At 40.2% G+C, this 12,645-nt stretch carries 10 protein-coding genes; 6 read left to right on the forward strand and 4 right to left on the reverse strand.

What is annotated here, in order from left to right; genetic code table 11:
• Nucleotides 1–59: 59 nt before the first annotated feature.
• On the reverse strand, nt 60–1,346 hold the full coding sequence (locus ACPEIW_RS05465) for a glycosyltransferase family 2 protein (protein ID WP_116286085.1): 1,287 nt from the start codon (nt 1,344–1,346) through the stop codon (nt 60–62).
• Nucleotides 1,347–1,500: 154 nt separating this feature from the next.
• Between ACPEIW_RS05465 and ACPEIW_RS05470 the strand changes: the two genes are divergently transcribed.
• Nucleotides 1,501–3,195 (forward strand): glucosyltransferase domain-containing protein, encoded by a 1,695-nt coding sequence (locus tag ACPEIW_RS05470; protein WP_425663514.1) that lies wholly within the window; start codon nt 1,501–1,503, stop codon nt 3,193–3,195.
• A 31-nt stretch (nt 3,196–3,226) separates the two neighbouring features.
• Here ACPEIW_RS05470 and ACPEIW_RS05475 read toward each other — a convergent pair whose 3' ends face one another.
• A complete protein-coding gene (locus tag ACPEIW_RS05475; RefSeq protein WP_425663516.1) occupies nt 3,227–4,198 on the reverse strand; it encodes a glycosyltransferase family 2 protein in 972 nt (323 codons plus the stop codon).
• A gap of 66 nt (nt 4,199–4,264) precedes the next feature.
• Nucleotides 4,265–5,107 (reverse strand): NAD-dependent epimerase/dehydratase family protein, encoded by an 843-nt coding sequence (locus ACPEIW_RS05480; RefSeq protein ID WP_425663518.1) that lies wholly within the window; start codon nt 5,105–5,107, stop codon nt 4,265–4,267.
• Nucleotides 5,108–5,284: 177 nt separating this feature from the next.
• Between ACPEIW_RS05480 and ACPEIW_RS05485 the strand changes: the two genes are divergently transcribed.
• The 5 genes from ACPEIW_RS05485 to rfbA all read left to right on the forward strand — a co-directional run bounded on the left by ACPEIW_RS05485 (nt 5,285) and on the right by rfbA (nt 10,562).
• Nucleotides 5,285–6,148 (forward strand): ABC transporter permease, encoded by an 864-nt coding sequence (locus ACPEIW_RS05485; protein ID WP_004112141.1) that lies wholly within the window; start codon nt 5,285–5,287, stop codon nt 6,146–6,148.
• Nucleotides 6,149–6,300: 152 nt separating this feature from the next.
• Nucleotides 6,301–6,972 carry an ABC transporter ATP-binding protein gene (locus ACPEIW_RS05490; protein ID WP_373271617.1) on the forward strand — a complete coding sequence of 224 codons (672 nt, stop codon included), beginning with the start codon at nt 6,301–6,303 and terminating at the stop codon, nt 6,970–6,972.
• An 80-nt stretch (nt 6,973–7,052) separates the two neighbouring features.
• Nucleotides 7,053–8,087, forward strand: coding sequence for a dTDP-glucose 4,6-dehydratase (gene rfbB / locus ACPEIW_RS05495; protein ID WP_425663521.1), 1,035 nt, complete (start codon nt 7,053–7,055; stop codon nt 8,085–8,087).
• 118 nt (nt 8,088–8,205) lie between these two features.
• Complete coding sequence (locus tag ACPEIW_RS05500) at nt 8,206–9,648, forward strand: sugar nucleotide-binding protein (protein ID WP_016789780.1); 1,443 nt, start codon at nt 8,206–8,208, stop codon at nt 9,646–9,648.
• 14 nt (nt 9,649–9,662) lie between these two features.
• Nucleotides 9,663–10,562 (forward strand): glucose-1-phosphate thymidylyltransferase RfbA, encoded by a 900-nt coding sequence (rfbA, locus tag ACPEIW_RS05505; RefSeq protein ID WP_016636204.1) that lies wholly within the window; start codon nt 9,663–9,665, stop codon nt 10,560–10,562.
• Between the two features lie 114 nt (nt 10,563–10,676).
• Here the strand turns inward: rfbA and ACPEIW_RS05510 are convergent, their stop codons facing one another.
• Nucleotides 10,677–12,626 (reverse strand): GH25 family lysozyme, encoded by a 1,950-nt coding sequence (locus ACPEIW_RS05510; protein WP_425663524.1) that lies wholly within the window; start codon nt 12,624–12,626, stop codon nt 10,677–10,679.
• Nucleotides 12,627–12,645: the final 19 nt, after the last annotated feature.

A 12,645-nucleotide genomic window follows, 5' to 3' on the forward strand; every position in this document is an offset into this window, starting at 1 on the left:
TTGATTATTCTATTGTGTAATTTTGTAATTTGTTTAATCGCAAATTTATTTTTTAGACTTTATTTATCATTCTTTGGTTTAGTTAAGTTTTTAACCATATTTTTTATCTTTTTTGCAAAACGCTTATACGCTGGCATTGCATCGTAACGTTTTTGCGCTTCAATTTGCAAACGCTTTTGTTCTTCTTCATATCTTTGCTTATGAACCTGCATAATATGCAAAGACATTAAGTCTACTTGCTCAGCATAAGTTGCGTTCTGTGAACCATTAAAACTATCTGGTTTAATGTTTCGGTAAACGTTAAGAAGAGCATCACAAACGGAGCCGTGTTTTATTACGCAATCATCTTCTACAACTTGATTCATAAGGTGCACAAGCTCTTCGAGCACAATCAAGCACGCACGCTCTAATCCCCATGTTTCAATAACAGCGTTTATGGCTTCTTGAAAATCCTCGACTTTTAGACGTGTAAAGAACTCATCTTTTACTATTTTCAAAGCGCGATTATTAAACCATTTTGCAGCTTCTTCAACGGTTTGCTTGTGACTTTTCATCGAAGACTCTTTAGCAAAATCGCCAGCAAAATCGTAAACAGCGCTTACAACATCTTTAATGTATTGCTGTTCCGTGCTAAATCTTTCAACGCTTATTTTAGATCTTCCAGAAATTCCTCTGCCAATATGGTATTTAAGCGCGCGGAACGCCGTTAAGTCCTTCAAAGTATTAGCAGAAGATGCCGTTACAAAGTATTCGTATGCGTCTTCGACTTTAGTGAGTCTAGTAGAAACTGTTTTTTCAAAAGAAGCGCGTATTAAATCGCCATTAAAAAGTGCTGTTATTACATTCCAAGGCATCCAATGCGGAAAATCGCTAGAGAACGACGATTTTATAATATTGTCTCCCGATTGATCCCCATTGGTTTGCGCATACATTTGATCGTAACTGTATGCAAAATCTTCGTCCGATTTGCCTTCTGGATGAATAGAAACACCAAAATGCAATATATCTGCGGGATGACTACTAACGTACGAGTAAAGAACTTCGCAAGTTTTAAGCTCAATCTCATCGTCTGCGTCAACAAAAAGAACGTAATCTCCGCTAGTTGCCTTAACAGCGGTTTTACGAGCCATGTGCAATCCGCCATTCAAAGCCTTAGCAATAATTTTTACTCTAGAATCTTTTTTCTCGTAATCGCGAAGAATTTGCAAAGTATTATCTGTACTAGCGTCGTCAACAACAATAATCTCAATGTCTTTAAGAGTTTGATTAATAAGTGAATCCATACATTGCTTAATATACGGCTCCTTGTTATACGCAGGAACAACTATGGAAATTGCAGGATTCATAAATCGTCTCCATTGCACACTAATCAGTAAAACAGCACAAACCATGTCTATTGTACTACTAAACGTAATCCTTATAGCTTGTTGAGCATGTATAGAATCTTATAATACAATTGTAAGTAGCGCATGTAGATTAAACGCATAGAAGGGTTGTAGTATGAATCAAGCAGACTCTAGTTGTATTAAAGAATTAAACACTAATCAACTACAAGATTCAGCTACACTTGCAAAATGCGGCAAAAAAAGCAACTCAACTAGCACAACTAGAGCAATTATAGAAAAAACATATTCTTTTAAAGACTTCATTTATTTTTGTAAATCTAATGTTGTTGAACTTGCAATAAGCGCAATTTTTTTGATTATTGCATACGGTCAAAAAGCTTTTTCTAATACTTTTTCTATAGACACAGAAGAGATGATTTCTAGATCTAAGGCTCTTTACAATTCTTGGATACGCCTAGAACGCTTTGGATTGCTGGCTTTTAAGTACGTTACAGGAAGATACTGGTATAACAATTCATTAGCTGGAATCTTAATGATTCTTGCATTTTTTGCTTCCGCAACAACATGGGCATACTTGTTTAGCAAAGCGCACAATTCAAGCACAAAATTCCACCCAGCTTTATTTATGATTCCGTTTATAAGCGCTCCTATTCTTGCAGAAATGCTTGGATTCTTGCTTATGGGAGATGACGTAGCTTGTGCGCTAATGTTTGTTAGCATATCGCTTATGTGTGCGCATAACGCGTACCAAAATCGTAAAGAACTTAAAACTCTTTTAGCATACGCATTAGTGGCTTTTGTTTTTGCAGTTTTTGGTTTTACTCTCTACTTAGCGATGACTACTGTTTTTATTGCTGGAACAGCAATGATTGCATTAATGGTTAAAGGAAGCTATGCATGCAAATTCAAGAACATAGTAGCCTACGTTTTTACGTATATTTGCGTGTTTATAGCAAGCTATGCATGCTATGCGATTTTGAACAAAATTGTTATCGCCACTAACCACACCTTCGTTGATCCGTACATTAAAGAACAAATGCGTTGGGGTAAAGACCCTATATCAACAATCATTCATGCTATACTTTCGCATGCAAAAAGCATGTATCTAGGAAGAACAATATTCCATAGCGTATTTATAACAATCGCATTAATCGCTTTAGTGCTGTTAATTATTGTTCAAGTGATTCGTAAAAAGCTTAACGCTTTTACTATTATTTTTGCTATTGCTATAGCTGCAAGCCCTATGATGATGAGCGTAATACTTGGCACATCTGGAATTGCGCGAACAGAACTAACCTACCCTCTTGCTGGCGCTTTTGCATGCATGTATTTGTTGCATTACATTATGCAATTTAGCAAAAAGACTTTAACAACGATTATTGCGTGCGTTCTTCTTGCAATTATTGGATTAAGTCAGTCGTTTACAGTAAATCGCTTGTATTACACGGAATACATGACTTACAACCAAGACTATTACATTGCTCAAGATGTTGCTAGAAGAATAGAAGCAATACAAGCAAATCATAAAAATCCGCTTAAAGTAGTATTCGTTGGCAATCACATAGCAGACTACAATCCTAGTGAATTTAAGTCAGATCAGCTTGAACTTATTGGGCGATCAATGTTTGAGATTGGATTCTCAACTACTCACGGCACATGGGTAAAAACTGGTTTCATACGCTCAGCTACTGGATTTAAGATGGAAACTCCTGTATTAGCATCCGCTTATACAAACGCAGAAAAGGCCGTACAAAATCTGCCTTCTTGGCCTTCAAATAAATGCACTACTGTTTTAGATAACAAGTATATAGTCGTAAAATTCTCTGAACCAGTGCAAAATAAGCACTAAGTAGAAGTTAAGAATTTAGATACCTAAATACCTAAATAGTAGTTTCAATCTCGTAACGTGGGCGATGCTTAGATTCCATATAAATCTTTCCAATATATTCGCCCACAATGCCGATTGAAAGCATAATCAATCCGCCAATAAACCACATTGAGAACATAACAGAGCCCCAGCCAGCAACTGCTTTCCCTTGCAAAACGGAAGCTATTACGTAAACAAATACACATAGCGAAACTAAAATAGACGCGAATCCTGCAAATGTTACAAAACTCAAAGGCTTAGTAGAAAAAGACGTAATGCCGTCTATAGCAAACGAAATCATCTTTTTAAGCGGATACTTAGACACACCAGCTTTGCGCTTACCGCGTATATACTCAACTTTTGTTGACTTAAAGCCGATCGACGGCACTATGCCACGCAAGAAAAGATTAACTTCTTTATATTCCAAAAGAGCTTTCAACGCATTCTTGCCCATAAGTCTATAATCGGCATGATTTGGAACGGTTTCTGCGCCCATCCACTTAAAAACACTGTAAAAAGCTAATGCAGTGTTGCGCTTAAACCACGTGTCTGTTTCTCTAGAAGAGCGAACGCCATACACAACCTCGTAGCCTTCCACATATTTTGCAATAAATTGATCAACAACATCAACATCGTCTTGCAAATCAGCGTCCATGGAAATTGCAGCATCGCAACCCGATTTATATGCTGTAGTTAAGCCAGCAAGCAAAGCATTTTGATGACCGCGATTATGCGCAAGCTTTACACCGCCAAAAAGCGAAGGATTCGACTGGTGTAAATCGCAAATAATATTCCAAGTTGAATCTCTAGAACCATCATCCACAAAAAGAATACGGCTAGAATCCGAAATAATCTTATTTTCAATAAGAAAAGTAACTTTGCTTAAAAGAATACTAGAAGTCTGCGGAAGAACAGGCTCCTCGTTGTAGCAAGGAAGAACAAAATATATGCATGGACGCTTGCCGTTTTGCAATGTTTCACGCAACGTTAATCCTTTCTAAAAACCATAATTTAGCATTAAAAAATCCAGAAAAGTGACGATTTGCAATAACTATTTTAGAAAATCACTCATAATCTTTTGGATTTTGCTATTATCTCCCCAAACTGCTGGAGAATCGTATGGCCTATCTGGGAATGCACCATACTCAAGTGAAATATCAAGATTATTCTCGCGAATGTAGCGCTCAACGCGATCTGCAAGCGAAACAGGCTCCCCCGTGCAGCAATTAATTACGCCATTTACTTTATCTTGTAAAATAGTTGCAGCAATTTGCTTAGCTAACACGTCTACATTAATAAAATCGTACTTGTTTTTTCCAGTAGTAAACGGAAAAGTCTTCTTTCCTTCAAGAGACGCTTGAAGAAGCTTAGAGAAAATAGAGTTTCCACGAGCGTCGTCGCCCACAATGTAGTATGCGCGAATCCATTGAACAGTTGCATCATACTCTTTGCCCAAAAGCAAAGTAGCTTCACGCAAAGCATTCTTAGAAATGCCATACATAGAAGCTGGCTTGCAAGGCGTGCTCTCGTCAATAGCGCCCTCCCAGTAGCCAACTTCGTGCATAGAACCCATAACAGCAATCTGCTTTAAGCCACCCGAAAGCATAAGACGAATAAATCGATAATGATTCGATAAATCTTCCATGTGAGTGTCTGCAGCATGCTTAAAACCGTTGCGCCAAGCCATGTGCAAGCAAACGTCTGGAGACCCAAGCTTTGCAAACAAATCAGCATCATCGCTAAAAATATTCGCTTCAATACGCGTTGCGCGCTCATCAACACCATCTAAACGCAAGTCGGAAGCAATTACGCTAGCGCCTGCATCTAAAAGAGCTTTAACAACGTGACGACCAATATATCCACCAGCACCAGTAACAAGAATTCGCTTACTCATAATTTTTCAGTTTAGCAGCGTATAAAAACTTTCAAACATGCCAAGCACAGTAAAGTTATAAACAAAAGCAAACTAACACAAAACACGTGATAGTTATTAGCACAAATCAATCCCCAAATGTAAACTTAACAAAGTTATACGTGCATGCACACTGCAAATTTTGTAAGAAAGGCAGCGATGACAACAAAGTCTGACGCCATCTATCACCCTGGTAGAAGCAAAGGTCTGATTGACATTCCAAGATACCTTTATTTGCTTGACTTACTTGTAAAAAAAGAAGTACGCATAAGATATCGCGGTTCTTGGCTCGGTATGGCTTGGACGTACGTAAAGCCAATAACACAATTTGTAGTGTTCTACGTTGCAATGGGAATTTTCTTAGGACTTGGCCGCGGAGGTGGAATTCAAGCCTACCCACTGTACCTTTTTAGCGGAATCATAGTAACAAACTTTTTTGTAGAAGCATTCTCTAATTGCACAAGATCAATACTTTCTAATGCTGGCTTAATACAAAAAATCTATCTTCCTAGAGAACTATTCCCACTTGCATCGCTACGAGTTGCTTTTGTGCACTTTTTCCCACAAGTAATCGTGCTTATAATCGGAGCCTTATGCATGGGGTGGATTCCAGATTTTGCAGGCGTAATAGTGGCAATAATCGGATTTATTAGCGTGTGTACGTTTGCTTTTGGTCTTGGATTATTCTTTGGAGCAATAAACGTTTTTTACAGAGATGCAGAAAACATTACAGACTTAGTGGCGATGGTTGCTGTATGGCTTGCGCCTTGCTTCTACACATGGCAAATGGTTGCAGCTCACGCACCACGATGGGTTTTAGAGATGTATTATGCAAATCCTATTGCAATAAGCGTTGAAGCATTCCACCGCGGATTCTGGCTAAATGCCACAGATCGCACTTTCCAATTTGCAGGAGCTTGGTCTTTAAGACTTTGCGAAAGCCTTGTAGTTGCATTTGCTGTACTACTTATTGGCGAAGTTACATTTAGACATCTTGAAGGCAAGTTTGCTCAAGAAATTTAAGCTTACTAAGATTTTGTGGATTTTACTTTTAAGAGCAGCAGGAGTTATATATGAATAAGCCTTATAACACACTTCCAGAAGACGTTGTGTTAAGCGTTTCTAACGTTACTAAACGATTCTCGCTGCGAGCAAATCATTCGATTAAAGAGTCGATTGTAAACTTGCTAACACCGCCGTCTAAAAAGCACGAGACACAAAACTTTACAGCTTTAAGCAATGTTAGTTTTACTATTAAACGCGGCGAAACTGTTGGACTAATAGGCATGAATGGCTCTGGAAAATCTACTATGCTTAAAATGCTTTCTGGAGTTATGCAGCCAGACGAAGGCGAAGTTTGTGCGCGCGGAAGAATCGCAGGACTAATCGAAGTTGGAGCAGGATTTGCTGCCGACTTAACTGGTCGCGAAAACGTGTATCTTAACGGCGCAATTCTTGGAATGACAAAAGAAGAAATAGACGATAAATACCAATCAATAGTAGACTTTAGCGAAATAGAGCCTTTTATGGATACAGAAGTTAAGTTCTACTCTTCTGGAATGTTCTTACGATTAGCGTTTTCTGTAGCAGCGCACAGCGATCCAGACATATTCTTAATCGACGAAATTCTTGCAGTTGGAGACGAAGCTTTTCAACACAAGTGCATTACTAGGCTTAAAGAGCAGCAAAAACGTGGGCAAACAATGGTGATTGTTTCGCACAGCGAAGATCAAATTAAGCAACTTTGCTCTCGCTGCATAGTGCTGTCTCATTCACACATGATTTACGACGGTGAAGCCGAGCCAGCATTTAACGCAATGCGAGAAAGCTTAAACAATAAAGCATAAACGAAAATCTTAAGCAATAAAACTTAAAAAACATAAACAATAATCAAAACTAAAAAGCAAAAGGCATATAAGAGGATATTATGGAAAACATGAGTAACACAACAAACCTTGAGCCAAAAAACATAATTGTAACTGGCGGATGTGGCTTTATTGGGTCTAATTTTGTGCACTACGTAGTGAACAATCACCCAGAAACGCACGTAACAGTATTAGACGCGTTAACGTACGCCGGAAATATTGAAAATATCGCAGGATTGCCAGAAGACAGAGTTGATTTTGTGCACGGCAATATTTGCGATGCTGAGCTTTTAGATAAGCTTGTTCCAGATCACGACGCTATTGTGCACTACGCTGCAGAATCACATAATGACAACAGCATTGCAGACCCTGAACCATTCCTTAAAACCAACGTTGAAGGCACTTTTAGACTTCTAGAAGCAGTTAGAAAGTACGGCATTCGATACCATCACATTTCCACAGATGAAGTGTACGGAGATTTGGCATTAGATGACCCAGCCAAATTCACAGAGGAAACGCCATACCACCCATCCAGCCCATACAGCTCCACAAAAGCTGCAAGCGATATGCTGGTACGCGCATGGACCCGCACATACGGTTTGCACACAACAATCAGCAACTGCTCAAACAACTACGGACCATACCAGCATGTTGAAAAGTTTATTCCTCGACAAATCACAAATATTTTAGAGGGTATTCGACCAAAGCTATACGGCCAAGGATTAAACGTGCGAGATTGGATTCACACTGAAGACCACAGCAGCGCTGTTTGGACAATCCTAACAAAGGGAGAACTTGGAAACACGTACCTGATTGGTGCGAACGGTGAGAAAAACAATATAACAGTTTTGCGCATGATTCTAGAAATGATGGGCAAAGATGCAGACGACTTTGACCTTGTAAAAGATCGCCCAGGCCACGATCGCCGTTACGCAATCGATAGCACAAAATTGCAAACGCAGCTTGGATGGAAGCCAAAGCACACAGACTTTACAACAGGCTTAGAGCAAACAATCAAATGGTACACAGAAAATCGAGCATGGTGGGAAGGCGCTAAAAGCGCAACCGAAGCGAAATATAAAGCTCAAGGACAGTGAATCACATAAAAGTCAAGCTTGCTTGTACGAAGATTGCATGCAACTTGTATGTAATAGTTTGCAAATCTAGCCAAAAATAGTCATAAATCTAATAAAAATAAAGAATTTGCAGGATGCTATGGAATTTGAAAAAGAACTAAGCGTTACAAAAACCAATATTCCAGGTTTAATCGTGTTCGATCTTCCAGTGCACGGAGATAACCGCGGATGGTTCAAAGAAAACTGGCAGCGCGCTAAAATGACGGCTCTAGGTCTCCCCGACTTTGGGCCTGTGCAAAACAACATTTCGTTCAACGAAAAACGCGGAGTAACCAGAGGCATCCACGCAGAACCATGGGATAAATACATAAGCATTGCTACTGGCGAAGTATTTGGCGCATGGGTAGATTTAAGACCAGGGCAAAGCTTCGGTCAAGTGTACACAACCACACTAAACCCAAGCAAAGCAATCTACGTGCCTAGAGGCGTAGGAAACAGCTTCCAAGCACTGCAAGACGGCACAGCATACACTTACTTAGTAAATGCACACTGGTCGTTAGAGCAAAAGAAAACATACACTTTTGTAAACCTTGCAGACCCAGATTTACACATTAACTGGCCAATACCGCTCGAAGAATCCGAGCGCAGCGAAGCAGACTTACACCATCCAATGCTAAAAGACGCAAAGCCAATGGCGCCAAAACGCACTCTTGTAACTGGATGCAACGGTCAACTTGGTCGTGCAATACAAAACTATGCTAAAGAGCATGATTTAGAAGGATTTGAGTACGTAGACTTAGATAGCTTCGATATAGCAAATAAAGACGATTACAACAGCTACGACTGGGATTTGTACGGAACGATTATTAACACTGCAGCATACACGTCTGTAGATGGCGCGCAAACGCCACAAGGGCGAAGAGCCGCGTGGAATAGCAACGTTAAAGGAGTGGCAAATCTTGCAAAAATTGCGCAAGAACACCACATTACTCTTGTGCATATTTCAAGCGACTATGTTTTTGACGGCACTCAAGAAAATCACAAAGAAAACGAAGACTTTGCGCCACTAGGCGTGTACGGCGAAACAAAAGCTGCAGCAGATTCTCTAGTAGCAAATGTTCCACAGCATTATATTATTCGCTCAAGCTGGATTGTTGGGCAAGGACGAAACTTTGTAACGCGAATGATTGACTTTGCAAACCGTTGCAAAAATGGCGAATCTGTTAGTGTTCAAGCACCAATAGATCAAACTGGCAGACTCACTTTTGCAAGCGACTTAGTAAAAGGCATGTTCCATCTTCTAAACACTCAGGCACAATACGGAACATACAATCTTACAGGATCTGGCAAAATCGCGTCTTGGCACGATATTGCTAAAAAAGTGTTTACACAACTTAATGTAGACACAAGCAAAATCGAAGCAAATCGCGTAGACGATTACACGCGCATATCTAATGGCTCTCCTAGACCACACAAGTGCGCACTTGACTTGCAAAAAATCGAGTCCACTGGATTTACGCCAGGCGATTGGGAAGATTTGCTTGAATCTTACGTAAATAGAATTGAACAAAACAACAAGTAAAGGATGTTTCAAAGATGAAAGGCATTATTCTTGCTGGCGGTTCTGGCACACGCCTATACCCACTTACTACAGTAACGTCTAAGCAGCTTTTGCCAGTTTACGATAAGCCAATGGTGTATTACCCTCTTAGCGTGCTTATGATGGCTGGAATCCGAGATATTCTTGTGATTTCCACTCCTCAAGACTTGCCGAATTTTGAAAGGCTGCTTGGAAGCGGAGAGCAATTTGGAATCAACTTATCTTACAAAGTTCAGCCATCGCCAGACGGACTTGCTCAAGCATTTATAATCGGAGAAGAGTTTATAAATGGCGATTCTTGCGCGCTTGTTCTTGGAGACAATATATTCTACGGAAATGGCTTGGGAGCAATTCTAAAGCGCGCTGCACACGTAGAACACGGCGCTACAGTATTTGGCTACTACGTAGACGACCCAGAAAGATACGGTGTTGTGGAATTTGACGAAAATCACAAGGCCGTTAGCATAGTAGAAAAACCAGAACATCCAGCATCGAATTATGCTGTTACAGGCTTATACTTCTACGATTCCAGAGTTACAGAGTTTGCAAAACAAGTTAAGCCGAGCGCGCGCGGAGAACTTGAAATTACAGACCTTAACAAAATGTACTTAGAAAATGGCTCTCTAAACGTTATGACTCTTGGCCGCGGATACGCGTGGCTAGACACTGGCACAATGGACTCGCTTTACGAAGCGGGCGAATTTGTGCGCACAATAGAGCGAGCGCAAGGGCTGCCAATCGCAGTGCTTGAGGAGATTGCGTACGAGAATCAGTGGATTAGTCGCGAGCGTTTGCTTGAGTCTGCAGAAAAATATGGTAAAAGCAATTATGGCAAGCACTTAAAGCAGGTTGCTGAAAATCGCATTATTATATCTAAAGATTTGTTTGAAGATTAGTAAAATAAATTAATAACTTAATTTAACAAAAAGACCGAGCTGTTTACGCACGGTCTTTTTATTTTATTTACTGACTTTTTCTATCTTTACATAAAGTTATATAAAGATTAAGAATCACACTCCAAAAGCATAAGTCTTAGTGTCTTGAAGCTTACCATCTTTTGAATATGCTTCGAAATGAGTCCAATAGATTCCAGGATGAGGACTCCACAAAGCCCACGGCCCCTTAAATTGGCTCACCCACTGCTTAGCGTTATAATCGTAAATCTTAATAATCGTATATCCACTAGGATTATTCGTTACAGCGCCTAATAGAACGCTACTTCCTTGCCAAGCTGCGTAAGTTCCAGAAACAATCGTTTTTTCAACAAACTCAGGCTCAACAGGATTGTTTACTTGGTAGTGGAAGGCAATTGTTTTAGTTCCAAGCGACTTATAAGTGTAAGAATCGCGAACTTCGCAATGAAGCCAATAATCGCCATTGCTTGTTACCCAAGATGCCCAATTGCCAACACTCCAATCGGAGATTGTATTCCATTGCTTAGTGGATAAATCGTAAGAAAGCCAACGATATTCCAAGTGTCTATTCAAATTGCCTGTAACAGCAGCTCCAACAGCAATATCGTTATTGCGAATAATCCACGTAAAGTCTACGCTAGTTTGCGTTACTGGAGAATTTGGACCAGTTCCAAACGCGCTAACGTCAACATTTCCATCAATACCAGATATGCGAGCCTTAGACGTGTACTGCCATCCGCGCAACGACGTTCTAATGTTAAATAGCGGAGTTGCGCCGTAGCTAGCAACCCAACTTGCTCGATCGTGAATGTATTGCGAATTAAGCGGGCCTTTCAAATAGTTTGCATATGAGTAAATGCCAAGATTTGTGTATCCTGCGTTATACAGCTGATTCCACCAAGACGAAACAATGTTTTGGTAAACGTATGGGCTAGTTGGAGCAGTGTGGCCAGCCCAAACCCATTTTTCAAGATCGTAGTAAACAGGATAAGAAAGGTCGCCTGGGCTAACGCCTGCACGCCTAAGAAGACTTGCAACGTCTGCGCCCTCGTTAGCACCATCTTCTGGTTTTTCGGCGTAAGAATACATGTAGATTCCAAACGGAATGCCTAAACGCTTGCATTCTCTAATATTTCGCAAAGCGTATTTATCGTAGCCGTTTTCCCATCCGTAACTAATTCGTATAATCGCGCCTTCTACGCCAGCTGCCTTAGCTGCAGCCCAGTTAATTTCTTTTTGATGTTCGGAAACATCAATCACGCCACTAGCATTGTACGCAAACAGGCTTCCATTGCCATCATAGAATGCCTGAGTTCCGTTGTAGTCTCCCCACCTAGTGCCAAAGCCGTTTGTTGGCAAAGAAATCTTACGCACAGAGCCATAAGTTGTATACGTGGATGTTCTAGATTCTAAAGCTTGTGACTCCTGGCTCTTTTCGCTTGAGTCAGTTTCTTCGGGATTTTTTTGATTAGAGCTTATAAGAACAACCTTGTTTCTTCTAAGAGAACGCTTATTTTCAACACGCTTTTTGCTAGAAATCGGAGTGTTATTGGCGGTATAAAAATCAGCATTAGTACTGCCCGAATTTTCGCGCTTTATCTCTTTTCGCAAATCGCCAACAGTTATAGGCGTAAAGCGCTCACCGTTACTTTTAGCGAGTGGATCTGGCTGCTTATCTTTAGTTCCAACAAGCTTAGAGTCGGTAACAGTTTGGCCAGTTTTAATTGACTTTAATTCTCCATTATCTGCAATCGCATACTTTGAAGAAACAACTTCGTCTTTGTTTGTAAAGGAAGATGCCACTTTTTTAGGCAACTTAGAATCATTGCGTGAATCGCCATTAGAAAACGCATTTAATTGATCTTCTTCAACAGTGTTAGTGCCATTATCTGACAATTCCGCACTATTTTCACCATCTGCGACTTTGGAAGCAACATTCTTAAAATCCAAACGATTTTCTACTTTAAACGCAGGAGCAGAATTTACAACAAGAGCTGTTGCTATAGAAACTAAACTTGCAATTACACGTACAATAAACTGTCCCAAAATCCCTCCAGACACATGT

This window comes from Gardnerella piotii, from assembly GCF_049815665.1.
Lineage (GTDB): Bacteria > Actinomycetota > Actinomycetes > Actinomycetales > Bifidobacteriaceae > Bifidobacterium > Bifidobacterium piotii.